We start from the raw sequence: 18,116 nt of genomic DNA, 5'->3' as shown, positions 1-18,116 counted from the left end.
TTACTCTTCCCCGATAAAGCCGCCTGTCTGATGTGCCCACAACTGAGCATACACTCCTTTCTGCTCCAGCAACTCCTGATGCGTTCCCTGTTCGATGATTTTGCCTTCGTCGAGAACGATCAGGCGGTCCATCGCGGCAATCGTGGACAGGCGGTGGGCGATCGCAATCACCGTTTTGTTTTCCATCAATTTATACAGGCTCGCCTGAATAGCGGCTTCGACTTCCGAGTCGAGTGCAGACGTTGCTTCATCCAGAATCAGAATCGGGGCGTCTTTCAGCAGTACCCGGGCGATGGCAATCCGCTGGCGCTGCCCCCCGGAAAGTTTGACTCCGCGTTCCCCGACCTGAGCATCGTAGCCCCGGTTACCTTCCGGATCATGTAACCCCTGAATAAAGTCATGAGCCTCCGCTTTTCGTGCTGCCGCGATCACTTCGTCGTCGGTGGCATCCGGGTGACCGTACGCAATATTGTCGCGGACGCTCCGGTGCAGCAGTGACGTATCCTGCGTGACCATGCCGATCTGCTGGCGCAGGCTTTCCTGTGTCACTGTGCGGATATTCTGACCGTCGATGCGTATCTCGCCGCTGTCGATGTCGTAAAAGCGCAGTAACAGGTTCACCAGGGTAGATTTTCCTGCGCCTGAGCGTCCTACCAGACCGATTTTCTCACCGGCACGGATATTCAGGTTCAGCTCATCAAAAACAGTGTGACGCTCATTGTCTGCGCCTTCGTATGAGAAGGTGACTTTTTCCAGCTCGATGCTCCCCTGATCCGCTGTAAGGGCGGGAGCAGCCTCTGCGTCTTTGATGGCCTGAGGGGTTGAGAGCGTATTCATACCATCGGCAACGGTCCCTATGTTTTCAAACAGGGCGCCGACCTCCCACATGATCCACTGCGCCATGCCATTGATACGCAGGGCCAGACTGACGGCAATAGCGATAGCGCCAACCGTGACTGCGCCTTCCATCCAGAGGGCAATAGCGACTGCTGCCATCGTAAACGCCAGCAGGTAGTTGATCAGGTTAACGCTGAAATTCAGGCCAGTCGCTAGGCGCATCTGTCGATAGACGGTGTCCAGAAAACCATCCATGCTCTCTCGTGCATAGCTCGTTTCACGCTCGGTGTGAGAGAAGAGCTTAACCGTCTGGATGTTGGTATAGCTGTCCACGATACGCCCGGTCATCAGGCTGCGCGCATCGGCCTGTTCTGTCGCTACCTGCTTAAGGCGGGGGACGAAGTAGATCTGTACCAGGATATAAAGCCCCAGCCAGACCAGCATCGGCAGCATCAGGCGTATGTCCTGAGTGGCGATAATCACCAGTGCCGAAGTGAAGTACACCAGGATATAGACCAGAACATCGAGCAGCTTCATGACGGTTTCACGCACCGCCAGCGCAGTCTGCATCACCTTGGTGGCCAGACGTCCGGCAAAGTCATTCTGGTAGAACGACAGGCTCTGCTTCAGCAGGTAGCGGTGCGCCAGCCAGCGGATGCGCATCGGATAGTTCCCCAGCAGGGTCTGGTGCACGAAGGCAGCATGGAGAAACACCACCACCGGAAGTGCGATCAGCACAATTGCTGACATCACCAGCAGTCTGGTGCCTTCCTGCTGCAGGAAAGTGTCCGGGTTGCTGGCGGAAAGCCAGTCGACGAGATCTCCCATAAAACCGAACAGCATGACTTCGAGAATGGCCAACAGAGCTGTCAGGCACGACATCGCCAGCAGTGAGCCTTCTAGCCCACGGGTGTAGTGACGGCAGAACGCGTAAAGAGACCCGGGTGGTTGCTGAGGATGCTCTGCTGGAAAAGGGCGGATCAGTTTTTCGAAGAACTTTAACATGAGGTCGGCGTGCTTATGGGGTAGGATGTGACCGAACCTTAGCCGACTTATCCTGTCATTGTAAGTCGTTGCGGCGGCGATTTACCGGGAGATTGAGTTCCAGAAAGACAACAATCTCTGGTTAATCACTTTTTGTGATCGTAACGGTAAATTAATATCACTGTACTGAAATGAAATTCGGCCTATCTTTGCGCCACTTTCAATGAGCTCTACCAATAGATTAAGGAGGTAGCGAGCCTGATGCTGACTCAACCAGAAGACTACTACGACGCTGAGACCTTTGCCCGCATTAAAGCGGCAGCGGATCAACACGACACTCCACTGCTGGTTGTGGATACCAAAACTTTTACTGATCAGTTGGATCATCTGATCGCATCCTTTCCGTATGCGAAGACCTACTATGCAGTGAAGGCAAACCCTTGCCCTGAAGTTCTGGAAATTCTGCGTGATCGTGGTTGTAACTTCGACGTAGCTTCGCGGTATGAGCTGGATAAGGTGATGGAACTGGGCGTACCTGGTAGCCGTTTCAGTTACGGCAACACCATTAAAAAGCCTAAGGACATCCGCTACTTTTTCGAGAAAGGGGTGAACCTGTTCGCGACGGACTCAGAAGCTGACCTGCGCAATATCGCAAAAGCAGCACCGGGTGCACGCGTGTTTGTCCGTATTCTGACCGAAGGCTCTCAGACAGCTGACTGGCCGCTGTCCCGTAAATTCGGCTGTCATGTCGATATGGCACTGGACCTGTGCATCATGGCGCGTGACCTGGGCCTTGAGCCCTATGGCATTTCGTTCCATGTGGGCTCTCAGCAGCGCGATATCGGCGCGTGGGATTCGGCGATTGCGAAGGTTAAAGGTATTTTTGAGCGTCTGAAAGAAGAAGACGGCATTAACCTGAAGATGATCAACCTGGGTGGTGGTTTCCCGGCGAACTACATCAGCCGTACCAATCCACTGGAAACTTACGCGGAAGAAATTACCCGTTTCCTGCGTGAAGATTTCGGTGATGATATTCCTGAGATCATTCTTGAGCCGGGTCGTTCTCTGGCGGCGAATGCAGGGATCCTGGTGAGTGAAGTGGTGCTGGTCAGCCGTAAAAACCGTACCGGTCTGCATCGCTGGGTCTATACCGACATCGGTAAGTTCGGTGGTTTTATCGAAACCATGGACGAAGCGATCAAGTATCCGCTGTACGTCGACAAGAAAGGCGAGTGTGAAGAAGTTGTGATTGCGGGTCCGACCTGTGATTCTGCGGACATCCTGTATGAACAGTACAAGTATGAGCTGCCTCTGAATCTGTCTCAGGGTGACCGTCTCTACTGGTTCTCTACCGGTGCGTACACCACGACTTACAGTGCGATTGAATTCAACGGCTTTCCTCCGCTGAAAACCATCTGCATCTGATAAAAAAGGGCCTGCGGGCCCTTTTTTATTTCATCAGAACAGGGCGGTCAGCCCTGTTTCTCCATCACAGCAACGAACATAGTGTCAGAGTCTGTTTCTGGTGCGCCCAGCAGTGTCTGGCTGATCAGGCTGAATTCCGGGTGCTGTTCCAGAAAGGCAGACACAGCTTCTTCGTTCTCTGCACTTAACCAGCTGCAGGTCGCATAGATCAGGCGTCCACCGTCCCTGACTGCCTGACAGGCGTTAGACAGAAGTTGCTGCTGCAGGGCCGTTAACTCTGCCGAGGCCAGTTCTGGATTGCGCAGGCGTGCATCCGGATTGCGACGCCAGGTGCCTGTGGCTGAGCAGGGGGCATCAATAAGAACCTTGTCGAAGCCTTTCTGGCGGGCAACTTCCTGCGGCAGGCGTAGTGGCTCGTCGCCTTTCCAGAGAAAGGTCCGGATATTCAGTTGCCCGGCCCGGCGTGCGCGTTTTTTCAGTTCATCCAGCTTGAACTGATGCAGGTCGGTAGCGACCACGACCCCTTTACTGCCCATACGGTCAGCCAACGCCAGCGTTTTGCCACCGGCACCAGCGCAGGCATCCCAGATCTTGTCACCGCTACGGGCATCAACCGCGGCAGCGATCTGCTGGCTGGCCAGGTCCTGGATCTCAATCCGGCCTTCTTTGTAAGCGGGGGTCTGAGTGACGCCAAAACCACCAGTCGCGCAGAGACCATGGCGATTGAGGCTGATATCTACACCTTCGTTCTTCAGCGCTTCCCGGAGCGCGTCGGCATCTTCACCTTGACGCGCGCGCAGCCACAGAGGAGGGCGTGTACTCTGCAGGCTGATAAATCGTTGCAGGTCGCCATCTGACCATTGACTGAGTGCTTTGCGCTGCGCCAGTTGAGGACCAAGGTCGGGTGACAGACCATGCCATATCAGAGCGAGAGGGGAGTCAGGGTGTGCACGGACCCAGGCTTCGGTGTCAGCTGTCGTCTGACGACGGCTACCCGCCTGCCAGTCTTTAGGTATATACCAGCGGGAGTGGCTGCGGCTCTGGATCCAGAACCAGAAATTATTGCGCCCGAGCGCCTCGGAGTGTTCGGGACGCCAGTTGTCAGCCCAGGCTGACCAGTCCTGTTCGATGCCGCTGCGGTGTATCTGTTCCAGAGCACAGGCCAGTTGCTCGAATCGCACCCCATGCTGCATTGCCTGACTGAGTTCCAGTGGCATGGATTCACGATAGCGTTTGCGCCAGTCGGCAGCTTCGCGCTTCAGCCAGCGATCCAGCACCATGTGGGGGGGTTGCGAGAGCCAGCGCAGCCATAGGGTATTCAGCTGGTTGTAATTGATAAGCATGGGTTTATCCGCCATGGCAGGCTCCGGTGACTGTGCAAAAACGCGCAGTATACCCGAGCCGGCTGTCAGCGGGTATCAGTTACCTGACTGTTGCCGGTACTGACTGGGGCTGTTGCCTGACCAGGCTTTGAAGGCTTTGGCGAAGTTACTGGCGTCGCTGTATCCCAGCTGATCGGCAATCTGATCTACAGAGAAGGTCGTATCCCGCAGCAGGCGCTGGGCCTTGTTGTAGCGCAGATCATCCTTAATCTGCTGGAAGCTCCGTTGTTCGGCTTTGAGCTTACGGTTCAGCGTCGCTGCGGACATGTGCAGCATGCCGGCGACATCCTCAACGGTTGGCATTTCAGAGAGATGTTCGTTCAGAATTTCGCGTACGCGCCCAGCCAGGGTGTTGGTTTCACTGACGGTGTTCAGAGCTTGCTCCAGCTCCTGATCGGCCAGTGTCGACAACGTCGGATTGAAGAAAGGCAGCATACCTTCCAGTGCATCCAGAGGCCAGGTCAGGCAATTGACCGGGGAGTTCGCATACACAGAACAGTTTGGCAGTACGGTCTGGCCAGAAAAATTACCGTCAAACTGAATCTGCAACATGCTGCGCGCACCGCGGTTCTCTTCTTTGACCAGGGCCCGGCAGATGCTTTCGACGCTGGAGAGAAAGGCCAGTACCAGAAAATATCCGGCACGACTGTCCGGGAACCGGGTACGGATATAGAGGTGACGGCTGTTACTGTCCTGTTCGCGTTCGAGCTCAAACAGCTGCGCCCGCGTTGCGATATAGCGTTCAACCTTGGCGGCGGCGTCTGTCATTGTTTCGCTGTATTGGGCGGCAAACCCCAGTGCGCCGTGCTTTGACAGGGTCATACGCTTGCCGTACTCCAGTGCCGCATCCAGGCCGGCGCGTTCGCAGAAGTTGTCTATCATCCGCAGCGCAGACTCATGCCCGACGGGAATGTTTGGCTGAAAGATAAAGGTTTCAGGCAGGTGAGTGCCTTCCAGCAGAGTCGCGGTTGAGATACCACGTTCAAATGCCAGTTCTGTCAGGAGTATCAGGTAATCGGAGGATACCCGGTATTCACCCACACCAACGCTTTTTGCTGTCATAGCTCACATTGCCAGTTTTAAACCATCGGGTGAAAGCTTAGCACCCTCGTTAATTTAACCTAGTATGTCATAGTGATCTCACATCAGACATGTGCGATCTTGCCAAGTGTGACACCTGTCTGACAATCGCTTTTTGCCCGGCCCAGACAGAGAGGAACCGTGTATGACTGATATCAAAAATAAAAGCCAGTCGGTAGAAATCAAACCCCGTCGTATGGCTTTTGATACTTCTGCTCCGATGCAGAAATTTGCCTTTGAAAACAATTCGCTGATCAGTACTTTTTTCTACGCGCTGTCGGCGTTGTTTCCTGACGGTGAACGTTTTTTTATTCACTCTGTGCGTAATTACCGGGACGATATTAAAGACGACATTCTGAAAGAGCAGATCCGCGGGTTTATCGGCCAGGAAGCTCACCACGGTGTGTCTCACGAAGCACTCAACAAGGCCATTGAGAACATGGGCTTCCCGATGGAGCGCATTGTTGGCCGCCTGCACAAGCGGGTCGCCTTTCTGAAATCTCTCAGCCGGGAGCGTCAGCTGGCGATGACGGTAGCGATGGAGCACTTCACCGCATCGTTGGCCGAATTTCTGCTGAAAAATCCTGAAATTCTTGATGGCGCAGCCCCAGTGGTCAGAAAAATGTTGCTCTGGCATGCCGTGGAAGAAATTGAACACAAAGCCGTTGCGTTTGATGTTTACCGCGAGCACGTGAATGATGAATTTATGCGCAAGCGCGTTATGGTTTTTGCCATGATCAGTCTGTTTTCCCGCCTTGCGATGTATCAGGTCTGGTTGCTTCGCTCACAGCGTCATTTTCCTTCCTGGCGGGAGTGGAAAGAAGCCGCTGTATTTTTCTGGGGCAAAAAAGGCGTACTGCGCGATAACATGAAGGGACTGGCTAAGTTTTTCCGAACTGGTTTTCACCCCTGGGATATCGATCAGAATTACCTGATTGAAGACTGGGAGAAGCGTTACCCCGATATCGCTGAACTGCAGGTAAACTGATCTGCAGACGACCGTGTTTCATGCGTGTACTGGCTCCCTTCGGGGAGCTTTTTTGTATCTTTCCCGCGGGTAGCTGACCCTCCGCCGCCCTTTGAGGCATAATCGCTGTCTTTTGTTTATACGCAATAATTTGCACACAGAAGGCTTACATCAATGGATACAGAATTCTGGAAAGAGCGTTGGGGGAAGGATGAGACGGGGTTTCATCTGGACAAGCCCAATCCGGCGCTGGTTAACCACTGGCATACCATGCCGGTTGATCTGGGTACCCGGGTACTAGTGCCGCTTTGCGGAAAATCAGTCGACATCATCTGGTTTCTGAAGGAAGGCTATCAGGTGGTGGGTGCCGAGCTGAGCGAAAAGGCTTTGGATGCCCTGGCCTATGACATCGAAGGGGAGTTTGGCCTTGCCGTAGACAAGCAGGAAGTCGATGGACTGATCCTCTACCGGGCTGCGGGTATCCTGCTGATCTGCGGCGACTGGTTTGCGTTGACTGCGCGTGATATCGGTCCGGTCGATGCCGTATATGATCGTGCTGCGTTGGTTGCTTTGCCACCTCAGATGCGAGTGGATTACAGCCAGCACCTGTTGAATATCTCGCGCAATGCTCCGCAACTGCTGGTGTCATTTGCCTATGATCAGAATCAGATGTCGGGTCCTCCGTTTTCTGTGCCAGAGGACGAAGTCATCGCTCACTATGGTTCACTCATGCACGCTGACGTGCTGGATGACAGAGAGTTGATTGATCACGAGCCACGTTTTCGTGAACGCGGTGTGACCTCTATGCGTCAGGCAGTGTATCGTCTGACGCCTCGCTGATGCTGACCAGCTGGATGCTGTCAGGGGTCGGATAGCGCCAGCGTACCTGAAGATCCCAGAGCCGGACGCCATAAACCCGGCTCTCATCATGTTTCTGATAGGCGGGGCGGGGGTCCTGCTGCAGGCACTCTGTCACTATCTGCATGACATTCTCGCGCAGGCGCTGACCTTGTTCCCGGGCCTCTGTTTCTGTGGCTTCTGTCCAGATAACCTCAAGCCATTCGGGCGCTGCGGGAGCCATCCGGTTTCCGGCATTGACCGGGATATCTGCGTACGGAACAAAGGGCTTGATGTCGATGATGGGGGTGCCGTCCAGCAGGTCTGCGCCGCTGACCCAGAGACAGCTGCCTTCAACACTTTCTACTTTAACTAACGACTGTCCGATACCGTTCGGTCGATGCGTGCTGCGTGTTGAAAATACTCCTGTCTTTTCGTTGCCCCCAAGCCTTGGAGGACGAACCCTCAGGGAATCGTTGCGGCTACCGACCTGATGGAACAGAAACAACAGCCAGATATGCGTGATGTCGTTCAGGCCTTCCAGCGCGCAGGGATCATCAAAGGGAGGGGTAAGCTCAATTCGGGTACGGACCGACGGTGCGAGTCCTGGCTGCCTGGGAATCGCAAATTTCTCCCGGAACGGAGAGCGGGCATACGCCACTGGGGTAATTGTGTAAGACGACATCCGGCACCAGATTGTTCATAAGTGGCCCGAGTATACCCGCTTTGTCAGCACTGACGGGAGACCCACCTGTGGTATGGCCGTGCGGAACCCGGATTATCTCCTGTGGATAGGGTATGATCTTGCCGAAGTGGGCAAGGCCGATTAGGCTTGCCCCTGTGATAGTTATCAGTGATTTAAGGAAACTTATCGTATGAGTGGTTTACAGGATCAGGTACAGGACACCAGGGAACGTATGCAGGACTGGTGGGCTGACCGCAAAGGCCAGAAAGGCCCTTATCGTTTTGCTGGCATTATTCTGGCGCTGGTGGTCGTTGGACTGATTGCCCTGGGTTGGTACTTCTCGCAGGAACCGGAAGATTTTGATGTGGTTCAGAACGCGACGGCCAAAGCTGAAGAAATGGGCGTTAAAAAGGTCCGTGGTTTCACTACGACCGCGACGCTGATGAAGGTCACAGAGACCCTGCAGGATAAGCCCGGCGGCTATCTGAGCAACGATGTGACTCCTCCTGGTATCTGGCTTGATAACATTCCTAACTGGGAATTCGGTGTGCTGGTACAGGTGCGCGATTTCTCCCGCGCACTGCGTAAAGACTTCAGCCGTTCTCAGAGCCAGTCGACCGAAGACAAAGACCTGGCGATTGCTGAACCACAGCTGCACTTTGATGCCAACAGTACCTTCCTGCCGGCTACCGAAGATGAATATCAGCGTGGCGTTGAAGCGTTGCAGAGTTATCTGACCCGTCTTTCTGATTCTCAGGAGCAGACGGCACAGTTTTACGCCCGTGCAGATAACCTGCGTCAGTGGCTGTTTGATGTGGAAACCCGTCTCGGGTCTCTGTCTCAGCGTCTGAGTGCGTCAGTGGGTCAGCGCCGTCTCAATGAAGATATGAACACGCCGCACTCAACCACAACGCCAGACGAAGAAATTGTGAAAACACCATGGTCTCAGGTCGATGACGTTTTCTACGAAGCCCGCGGTACCTCCTGGGCGTTGCTGCACCTGATGCGCGCCATTGAAGTTGATTTCCGTGAGGTACTGGAGAAGAAGAATGCTCTGGTAGGCCTGCGTCAGATCATCCGCGAACTGGAAGGTACCCAGGAGCCGCTCTGGGCACCGGTTGTTCTTAACGGCAGTGGTTTCGGTATTTTTGCCAACCACTCTCTGGTGATGGGTTCTTACATCTCCCGCGCCAATGCTGCGATTCTTGATCTGCGTGAGCTTCTCGCTCAGGGCTGATCCCTCTCTCAGGTGCCGCGGCCTCGCGGCACCTATCACCTGTCCGGATTAATCACTAAGTATCGGACCTCTTCAGCACTTTTTAGGTAAAGTCGCTTTCTTTACATATTCCCGGCTGGCGTTAATGGGGGGATTGTGCAAACTTTCAGGTATGTGGCGTAACAGGCCCGAATTTCCTCTGGGATATGGTACGGATGAACACCTGGATAATAATAATTACAGCAACACTTGTTCTGACTGCCTGTGGCGGTGAGCAGGCTTCTACTGATGAAGACACAACGACAGACACGCCAGCGGTGCAGGAAACTCCTGTAGAGCCGGAGCCTGACGAAGAGTCGCCTACCTCAGAAGAGCCCGAGATTCCTGAGGTGCCGGAGGTGCCTGAGGTGCCTGAGGTGCCTGAAGAGCCGACTCCGGAAGAACCTGAAGAGCCAACCCCAGAAGAACCTGAGGAACCCACTCCGGAAGAGCCTGAAGAGCCAACTCCAGAAGAACCGGAGGAACCCACTCCGGAAGAACCTGAAGAGCCAACACCAGAAGAACCCGGCCGTCAGGCGACCGAACGCGATACCGCGTTGCTGACTCTCGTCACCAACCTGGGCTTCTCGCCATCAGAGCTGCGTGACCGTAGCCTGCCCCAACCGGGTGACCCGATTGTTGAACTCGGTAAAGAGCTGTTTTTCTCGCGTTCACTGAGCTTCGAAGACGACGTGGCCTGTGTCAGTTGCCATGACCCACGTCTTGCGGGTACGGATAACCTGAGTCTTCCTGTGGGTGTCGGAGCGCACGATCCATTGATTGTGGGTCCTGGTCGTCGTCATGACGGTAACTACTACATTGACCCAAAGGCCGATTTTGGTCCGAATGTGCCGCGCAACAGCCCGACAACCTTCAATATTGCTTTCTATGATAAGGCAATGTTCTGGGATGGCCGGGTAGAGACGGTTGCATACAGTGAAGGGAACAGCCTGTATCTTCCGGTCGATTCCGGAGCAGACAACGGTGAAGGAGCCCTGATCCGCACACCAGACAGTTTTTCTAACGGCCCTGACCATAACGCGGGTAACAACCTGACGACAGCTCAGGCACGGTTTCCGGTCACTTCGGTGGCCGAAATGCGCGGCTTCTCGGCTGCTGCAGGTCAGACGAGTAAAGAGATCCGCAGACTGATCTCTGTAAAACTTGCAGAGCGTGGCTGGGAGATGGCGTTCCGCGAGGGCTTTAACGACTATGTCAGCGAGCTTGAGACGCTTCTTTCTTACGACAATATCGCGTTTGCGCTGGCGGAATATCAGCGCTCGCAGGTTGCGATTGATAACCGCTTCTTCGACTACCTTGACGGAAATACCGACGCGCTGTCAGCAGAGGCGGTAGAGGGAGGGATTCTCTTCTTCAGTGAAAACCAGGGTGGCTGTTATCAGTGTCACGCCGGACCACATTTCTCTGACGAGAATTATTACGCTCTGGCAACGCCACAGATTGGTCGTGGTAAAAACAGCTTCAGCCAGGACTATGGGCGCTACAACATCACCCGTTCGACGTATGACCGGCATTCGTTCCGCACGCCGAGCCTGCTGAACGTCGGTCTGACGTTCCCTTATATGCACGCGGGCTCACTGGGCACCCTGCGGGAAGCCATTAACTGGCACTTTAACCCGGTGACGTCATTACGTAATTTTGATTTCAGCCTGCAGAATCTTGAGCAATATGCTGGCCTTGGCGTGGATACCTCCGAATCGGCGAGTCTGGTCACTTCCATCAATTATTCCTACATGGCGCTGAAATACGCTCCGGGCTACAGCGAAAAACTGTCGATGCCGCAGGCCACTGCGACTCAGTTGGATCAGTATGAGGCATTCCTGACCGCGCTCTCTTCGCAGTGCCTGCAGGATCTGACGTGTGTGAGTGCCTGGATGCCGGATTACAGCACACCGAGCCCGGACGGAATGCGGATAGAACCCGTTCTGTCGTACTTTGATAACAGTGAAGTATTTACGGTAACTGAGCCCGAAGGTGAAGAAACAGGTAACGCCGTATTCCCGGATCTGAGTGATATTCCACCTTATCCGGATGCAATATGTGCATTGCCTTCCGTGCCTTCGCCAGTCGAAACGGATGTTATCACCGGATTCCGCAAAAAAGAGTCGTTGCCGGTCAACCGGGAAATTGGCGATTCCATTTTTGACAGCCAGAAGCTCTACCTCGAATCGGTGCTGATGTCGGGCTCGGTGGCGTCGGGTGACATCGATGGTGACTGTGATTTTGATCTGGTTGTCGATGGTGGCGAGGGTGTCGGGATTCTCATATTCCTGAATGAAAATGGAGAGTTCACTCAGGCGGACAACAACTACGGTCTTGTATCACCAGCCGATACGGCCTCCTTCTCACTGACGGATGTTAATGGTGATGGTTGGCCGGATATTTTCTACGGCCATATGTTGCTGAAGGACGCCACGCTCTGGCTGAATAATGGTCGCGGTCAGTTTCTGGTTGTCAGTGATTTCGGCTTCAGCTCCATCCGTAAGACACACAATGCGGCATTTGCAGACCTTGATGGTGATGGTGATCTGGATATGTTCACCGCAAACTGGGATGCAGGTCAGAGCCTGGTTGAACCACACCTCTGGTACAACGACGGGCGTGGTTATTATTCCGCCCGCTATGGCACAGGTATCGAAGGCTCATTCAATGAACGCGACTTTACCCTGAGCCCTAACTTTGCCGATATGAATGGCGACGGGCATCAGGACCTGCTGGTGGCGTCAGACTTCCTGACCTCACATATTTTCACCGGTAATGGCGATGGCACGTTTAATGACGTTACTGATATTTCGGTGATTACCGACGAGAATGCCATGGGCGCCGGTATCGGCGATATTGATAACGACGGCGACCTCGACTGGTTCGTGACCAATATCTACGACGCAGAAATTATGTCGGGTGAAGAGACCCGCGCAGAGGGTAACTGGGGGGCCACTGGTAACCGCCTGTACCGCAATAACAGCATTGATGGCTCAGATATTCTGCTCGAAGATATTACCGACGCAGCGGGCGTCCGTGATGGCGGCTGGGGCTGGGGAGTCTGTATGAAAGACTTCAACAACGATGGCTGGTTGGATATCTTCCATGTGAACGGTTTTGGCTACGAAGACAGCAGTTTCAACTCGCCACTGTTTAATGCTCTGCAGGCTATTGGCTTCACGTCAGTGATGGAGCTGGCCATTGCCGAGTACAATAGCGCGAGCAGCCTGCTGACCGATCTGTATGGATACTTCGTAAATTTCGAAGGGGTTAATTTTATTCTTGGTGGCATTTACGAGTCTGAAAGCGCACTGATTGCCGATCTCAAAGTGCTGCTGGAGGGCGCTGAAATTCTCGCCAGAACTTCTCAGGCGCACACCGAGTTTTTCGGCACACCGGCACGCCTGTTTATGAATAATAAAGACGGTAGTTTCACTGAGCAGGCGTTTTTGCGGGGCATTGCAGACACTGGTGAGGGCCGGGGTATTGCCTGTAACGACTTTGACCGGGATGGTGATATCGATATTGTTATTCTCAATCACTCGGGAGCCCCCTCGTATTACGAGAACCACTTCCGCCGGACGCTCGATTTTTCCGACAACTTCCTCAACATCCGGCTCCGTGGCACCGGCGGCAATCAGTACGCCTACGGAGCCAAAGTGTATGTGACGGCCGGTTCACTGTCGCAGTATCGCGAGATGCGTTTCGAGAATAACTACATCTCCAACAACGCGCCTGAGTTGCACTTCGGACTTGCTGCTCACAGTAATATCGATGAAGTGAGAATCGAATGGCCGGACGGTCAGACGACTACTCTGAATGATGTTGACCCGAATCAGTTTCTTGTTGTGCGTCACCCCTCCCTGGCTGACTGACCTCTGCTGAGGTGTAACAGTTCTGTCATTTTTCTGTAGTAACTTTGCCTCCGTTTATTTTGCGGGGGCAGTTCTTCCCCCGCGTTCAACCTGGGGGAAATATGTTTTCTACTCGTCTGCTGTCGGTAGTTGCAGCGATATCTACATCTGTTCTGAGCAGCTCAGTGCTGGCCGGAGAAACGGTTTTCTATATCACCGAAGACGGCGGTGCCGCTGACGGTGTGTCAGTCTCTGTCGCGGGACAGCGCAGTATTATTTCTCCTGAAGGCTTTGTCTCATTTGACCTGCCGGCTGGTGCGTACGTTGCCGAGTTTACCCAGTTTGGTGCATACATTGGTGAAGCTGATATTCAGATTCCTGACAGCGATGCTCCACTGGATGTACTGGTTGAAGTCCTCGGTGGTGAAGCGGTGGCTGAAACCGTGACAGGCGAGGGCGATGGTGTGATTGCGGGCCGCCTGATTTCCTCAGAGACCGGTGGCGCCGTGTCCGGTGCCCGGGTTGCCGCGGCCGGAACAGAGGCCGGAGCCATGACTGATGATCAGGGGCGCTTCAGTTTCAGTCTGCCCCGCGGTACCTACACAGTGACCGTTGCGCATCCGAGCTACAATCGCAAAGAAATGAAGAATATTCATGCCATGGCGGGCAAGACCGTCGATCTCAGTGTAGAACTTGGGATGTCCGGCAGCGGCGTGATCGAGGAAGTAGTCGCGGTGGGCAGCTACAATCCGGATTCCGCGACGAGCCAGGAACGGGACTCCAGCGCAGTTCTCGATTCGATCGGATCAGAACAGATGTCACGCTTTGGTGATTCAAATGCGGCTTCCGCATTAAAGCGGGTCGCTGGAGTTACAATTGCGGATGGTAAGTATGTTGTTGCACGCGGGTTGAATGAACGTCATACATCGATTCTTCTGAATGGAGCTTCTCTGCCAAGCCCTGATCCTTCTCGCCGAGTCGTTCCTCTTGACCTTTTTCCATCAAGCGTCATTGATGGAATCGATGTTCAGAAAACCACTACGCCTGATGTGTACGCGGACGCGACGGGTAGTACAGTCCGTTTGTCCACGAAGAAGTTTCCCCTGGAGTTCGAAGGAAAGCTTTCGCTCTCACTAGGCTATAACGATCGGGCGACATTTACTGAACAGGAATTTATGCAGCAGGAAAGTGGCGACTATTTTGGCTTTGGGGCAAATGGCGATCGAGCACTGAATAATGACGCTAAAGAGTTCAACAGTACTAGTACTCTCCTTAATCCTGGAATCGATAAAGAGCTTGTGAAGGCACTTCCTGAAAACCTGAACACCGAAGAACACAAAATCCAGCCCGACCTCTCCGCAGAAATATCTTTAGGAGATACTCTCTATGATAACGGCGAAACGGCCGTTGGATATCTGGCTTCAGCTAAGTTCTCTAATGAATGGCAGGTGCAGGAGCGAGAGACTGCTACCAATCTGGAATCGGCAGACGGCGATATGTTTGTTGATGACGAATATGATGAAACCCGGGTTACAAATGATATCAACCTTGGATTGGGTCTGAGTGTTGGTATTCTTTCTGGGGATCACGAGGTTGCAAGTAATACACTGATATTGCGACAGACTCAGGCGGATACCAATGTAAAAGACGGGGTGGGTGGCGATCAGGACAGAATTGGAGTTCGAACCAGTATGAACTGGCAAGAACGTCAGCTCTATATGCAGCAATTTACAGGTCAGCACTACTTTTCTTCATTATTGAAAACTACAGCGGCATGGCAGTTCAGTGTTTCCGAGGCAACTTTAGATAATCCGGATCGTAGAAGTTATGCTTTTGAAATTCCAGCCTTTGACGATGGGCAGGATGATTACTATCTCTATTGGAGTGAAGTTAAGCGGGAATATAATGAACTGACTGATAATGTTACTGATGTCAGTCTTGATTTTGACACTCCTTTGATTGAATCATCTGGTAACTTTCTAACGGCTTCGTATGGTTTCTCAACTTTTAGTCGTGAGCGGGAAGCTGATGGTACAACCCTGGGCTATAACGCACCGAGCGGTTTGGCGGGTGATTACATAAATGATTTCGATATCGATAAGATTATCCGGGAAATGAACGAGAGCGACGAACTGGGCCTTCTCAATCTTACAGCAGGATCGGCGGACTATACCGGGAACTGGGATATGACCGCTATTTATGGTGGTCTCGAGTATGAGTTGCTTGACGTTTTCCGGATTAATGCTGGCCTGCGAAATGAAACATCTGATATTTCGGTCACAACATACGAATCTTCGGCACAGAATAAAGATAATCCCATTAACGCCGAGCTTTCCGATTCGTCGTCTTTTCCAAGTGCTGGTTTAACAGTATTTGTTACTGATGGAATTCAGCTTCGGGGTGCGTGGTATCAGACTCTGAACCGTCCTGATTTCCGAGAACTGGCTTACGCACTATATATCGATCCGGATACAGGAGACAGCATCCGGGGCTTCCCTTCTTTGAAAAGTGCTGAAGTCGATAATATTGATCTCAGAGCGGAATGGTATTTCAGTGAAACGGAGAGTGTAAGTGTTGCCTATTTCACTAAAGACTTTATCAACCCTATTGAGAAAACACTGCTGACAGGCGGGCAGGTATACTCTTATCAAAATGGAGATACTGGAACGATCAGTGGAGTAGAGATCGACTTCCGTTCTGAGTTTGATCTCTTGGATCACATGGTCTTCGTATCTGGAAATCTCTCGATTATTGAATCAGAAGTAGATATTTCTTTCAGAAAGCGCTCAATGCAAGGTCAACCCGATAGCCTTGCTAACCTTCAGGTGGGCTTCGACGATTACAGCAGTACTCAGAAGTACACGTTAGTTTATAACTACCAGGGAGAGATGTTGTATTCGGCAACACAGGCTGGTAGTGGCGCACCAGATGTTATCCAGGAGCCGAGGGGGGAGTTAAATTTCAATTACACCGCAGAGTTGGTTCCTGACTTGAGCCTGAAAATATCTCTCAAGAACCTGATGGATGAGAAAGTCAGCCTGGTTCAAAACGGCGAAAACTTTCGCTCTTACTACAAGGGAAGAGAAGCTTCATTGGGACTGTCATTGGTGTTCTGAAGAAAGTTAAATGACGATTTAAAGTCCGGGTTTCCGGACTTTTTTTTGGGTGTTAACAAAATTGTCACAAACACTACATAGGATAGGCACCGTTCAGTTTTTACTTAGCTTAATTAACCCAAGGAATAATCATGGAACTGAAAAAACTTCTGGTCGCTATGACCGCAGCTTCTGCCGTTGCTCTGACAGCTTGTGGTGGTGGTTCTTCATCTTCATCTTCGGATGACGATAATACTGGTGGTACTACTACCAATGACAGTACTTGTTCTGTAGGTGTTGGTCAGGAACTGGATCTGACTTACACAGTAGACGGCGTCGAAATGCCTGTTTGTCTGCTGAGTGGAAATATCATGGAAGACGTTACTCTGACTACAGATTACGTTTATACCATGACTGATTACGTTCGTGTTGGTGATGGTGCTGGTACGCTCACCTCTTACGATGACACTACTGAAGTGACTCTGACTATCAATCCTGGTGTTGCTTTCCGCTCTAACTCGAAGGGCACACTGATCATTACGCGTGGTTCAAACATTATTGCGAATGGTACTCCTACTGCTCCTATTGTTATGTCGTCTATCGATGATAACTACGAAGGCAACAAAGAATGGGGTGGCCTGGTAGTTCAAGGCTTCGCTAAGAACAACCAGTGCGCTAATGAATATGCAGCTTCACCAGAAGAAATCTGCAATACGGCTGATGAGGCAGACACTGGTAACCATGGTGGTAATGATGACGCTGACAATAGCGGTAGCATCTCTTACTTGATCGTTGCTGAAGGCGGTTACGAGGTTGTTGCTGACAGCGAAATCAACGGTATCACGCTCCACTCTGTAGGTTACGGCACTACCATTGAAAACGTTATGGTTTACAACAACTATGACGACGGTGTTGAGTTCTTCGGCGGTGCAGTGAACGTTAAGAACCTGATTCTGGTAGATAACGGTGATGAATCCATCGACTGGGATGATGGCTACCGTGGAAATATTCAGTTCGCACTTGTACGTCAGGGCATCTCTAACCCTGGTGATAATGGTATCGAAGCGGACAACGCAGGTCTGAGCAATACAGCACAGCCTGTTTCGAACCCGACACTGACTAACATTACTTTCCAGACTGGTTCCGAAGGTTCTGCTTACCTGATGCGCGGCAAAGTTGGGACTATGGGTAACCTGAGTAAGATTGCGGCGGATAACTATGCTAAGGCGTTCCGTATCGGTAATACTGAAACTGACGTAACTATTTCAGATTCTTTGGTAGAGTTCACTGGTACAGCTTCTAGCGATGTTCTTCGACTGGATGACAGTGCTACAGAATCTAACATTACTGGATGGTCTTCTTCTTCGACTACCGATACTGTTGCCTTGGGTAACGCTTTTGAAGTGACTGGTGGTAACGGTTCAGTGTCTGCAAGCACTGCAACCAGCGCTAACGCTTCAACTGGTTTCTTCGTAGAAACTGACTACATCGGTGCAGTTGACCCGACTGTTACTGCTGCAGAGAGCGCTTGGTGGTACTGGGCAGCTTCTGTTGTACCAGCTGCTTTCGAATAAGATATACCTTAGCAGTACCCCTTTAAGGCAGTCCTCCGGGACTGCCTTTTTTCGTTATTTTTTCTACGCTTTTTCTGCTGATTACCTGTCATTTTTCTGTAGCGGTTCTGTCATGTAACAGAACTGTCATCAAACAGC

At 52.3% G+C, this 18,116-nt stretch carries 11 protein-coding genes; 7 read left to right on the top strand and 4 right to left on the bottom strand.

Features of this window, described 5'->3' with window-relative positions:
• Entirely contained in the window at window positions 1–1,842 is a 1,842-nt protein-coding gene (locus Q1L85_RS02880; protein WP_300432210.1) for an ABC transporter ATP-binding protein, read from the bottom strand.
• A 240-nt stretch (window positions 1,843–2,082) separates the two neighbouring features.
• Here Q1L85_RS02880 and Q1L85_RS02875 point away from each other — a divergent pair, with 240 nt between their 5' ends.
• Window positions 2,083–3,246 (top strand): type III PLP-dependent enzyme, encoded by a 1,164-nt coding sequence (locus Q1L85_RS02875; protein ID WP_300426475.1) that lies wholly within the window; start codon window positions 2,083–2,085, stop codon window positions 3,244–3,246.
• 47 nt (window positions 3,247–3,293) lie between these two features.
• Here the strand turns inward: Q1L85_RS02875 and Q1L85_RS02870 are convergent, their stop codons facing one another.
• Both Q1L85_RS02870 and Q1L85_RS02865 read right to left on the bottom strand, forming a co-directional pair.
• On the bottom strand, window positions 3,294–4,604 hold the full coding sequence (locus tag Q1L85_RS02870; RefSeq protein ID WP_300426474.1) for an RsmB/NOP family class I SAM-dependent RNA methyltransferase: 1,311 nt from the start codon (window positions 4,602–4,604) through the stop codon (window positions 3,294–3,296).
• 60 nt (window positions 4,605–4,664) lie between these two features.
• The gene (locus tag Q1L85_RS02865) at window positions 4,665–5,690 is read right to left on the bottom strand and encodes an AraC family transcriptional regulator (protein WP_300426472.1); all 1,026 of its coding nucleotides are present in this window, start codon (window positions 5,688–5,690) and stop codon (window positions 4,665–4,667) included.
• Window positions 5,691–5,853: 163 nt separating this feature from the next.
• On the opposite strand from Q1L85_RS02865, the gene Q1L85_RS02860 reads away from it, so the two are divergent.
• The gene (locus Q1L85_RS02860) at window positions 5,854–6,696 is read left to right on the top strand and encodes a metal-dependent hydrolase (protein ID WP_300426471.1); all 843 of its coding nucleotides are present in this window, start codon (window positions 5,854–5,856) and stop codon (window positions 6,694–6,696) included.
• Window positions 6,697–6,849: 153 nt separating this feature from the next.
• Window positions 6,850–7,515, top strand: coding sequence for a thiopurine S-methyltransferase (gene tmpT, locus Q1L85_RS02855; protein WP_300426470.1), 666 nt, complete (start codon window positions 6,850–6,852; stop codon window positions 7,513–7,515).
• Here tmpT and tsaA read toward each other — a convergent pair.
• Window positions 7,478–8,197 carry a tRNA (N6-threonylcarbamoyladenosine(37)-N6)-methyltransferase TrmO gene (tsaA, locus tag Q1L85_RS02850; RefSeq protein ID WP_300426469.1) on the bottom strand — a complete coding sequence of 240 codons (720 nt, stop codon included), beginning with the start codon at window positions 8,195–8,197 and terminating at the stop codon, window positions 7,478–7,480. The genes tmpT and tsaA overlap by 38 nt on opposite strands.
• A 190-nt stretch (window positions 8,198–8,387) precedes the next feature.
• On the opposite strand from tsaA, the gene Q1L85_RS02845 reads away from it, so the two are divergent.
• The 4 genes from Q1L85_RS02845 to Q1L85_RS02830 all read left to right on the top strand — a co-directional run bounded on the left by Q1L85_RS02845 (window position 8,388) and on the right by Q1L85_RS02830 (window position 17,978).
• The gene (locus tag Q1L85_RS02845) at window positions 8,388–9,434 is read left to right on the top strand and encodes a DUF2333 family protein (RefSeq protein ID WP_300426467.1); all 1,047 of its coding nucleotides are present in this window, start codon (window positions 8,388–8,390) and stop codon (window positions 9,432–9,434) included.
• Window positions 9,435–9,628: 194 nt separating this feature from the next.
• Window positions 9,629–13,330: an FG-GAP-like repeat-containing protein gene (locus tag Q1L85_RS02840; protein ID WP_300426466.1), complete on the top strand. Its 3,702-nt coding sequence runs from the start codon at window positions 9,629–9,631 to the stop codon at window positions 13,328–13,330.
• A gap of 101 nt (window positions 13,331–13,431) precedes the next feature.
• A complete protein-coding gene (locus Q1L85_RS02835) occupies window positions 13,432–16,425 on the top strand; it encodes a TonB-dependent receptor (RefSeq protein ID WP_300426465.1) in 2,994 nt (997 codons plus the stop codon).
• A 131-nt stretch (window positions 16,426–16,556) separates the two neighbouring features.
• On the top strand, window positions 16,557–17,978 hold the full coding sequence (locus Q1L85_RS02830) for a hypothetical protein (RefSeq protein WP_300426464.1): 1,422 nt from the start codon (window positions 16,557–16,559) through the stop codon (window positions 17,976–17,978).
• Window positions 17,979–18,116: the final 138 nt, after the last annotated feature.

Source organism: uncultured Thalassolituus sp. (assembly GCF_950066645.1).
In the GTDB taxonomy this organism is placed as follows: domain Bacteria; phylum Pseudomonadota; class Gammaproteobacteria; order Pseudomonadales; family Oceanobacteraceae; genus Thalassolituus.
This window is presented reverse-complemented; position numbering and strand designations above follow the sequence as displayed.

Bases quoted from the DNA above. Each gene is read 5' to 3' on its own strand.
- Q1L85_RS02880 (WP_300432210.1), bottom strand. From the start codon at position 1,842: ATGTTAAAGTTCTTCGAAAAACTGATCCGCCCTTTTCCAGCAGAGCAT.
- Q1L85_RS02875 (WP_300426475.1), top strand. From the start codon at position 2,083: ATGCTGACTCAACCAGAAGACTACTACGACGCTGAGACCTTTGCCCGC.
- Q1L85_RS02870 (WP_300426474.1), bottom strand. From the start codon at position 4,604: ATGGCGGATAAACCCATGCTTATCAATTACAACCAGCTGAATACCCTA.
- Q1L85_RS02865 (WP_300426472.1), bottom strand. From the start codon at position 5,690: ATGACAGCAAAAAGCGTTGGTGTGGGTGAATACCGGGTATCCTCCGAT.
- Q1L85_RS02860 (WP_300426471.1), top strand. From the start codon at position 5,854: ATGACTGATATCAAAAATAAAAGCCAGTCGGTAGAAATCAAACCCCGT.
- tmpT (WP_300426470.1), top strand. From the start codon at position 6,850: ATGGATACAGAATTCTGGAAAGAGCGTTGGGGGAAGGATGAGACGGGG.
- tsaA (WP_300426469.1), bottom strand. From the start codon at position 8,197: ATGTCGTCTTACACAATTACCCCAGTGGCGTATGCCCGCTCTCCGTTC.
- Q1L85_RS02845 (WP_300426467.1), top strand. From the start codon at position 8,388: ATGAGTGGTTTACAGGATCAGGTACAGGACACCAGGGAACGTATGCAG.
- Q1L85_RS02840 (WP_300426466.1), top strand. From the start codon at position 9,629: ATGAACACCTGGATAATAATAATTACAGCAACACTTGTTCTGACTGCC.
- Q1L85_RS02835 (WP_300426465.1), top strand. From the start codon at position 13,432: ATGTTTTCTACTCGTCTGCTGTCGGTAGTTGCAGCGATATCTACATCT.
- Q1L85_RS02830 (WP_300426464.1), top strand. From the start codon at position 16,557: ATGGAACTGAAAAAACTTCTGGTCGCTATGACCGCAGCTTCTGCCGTT.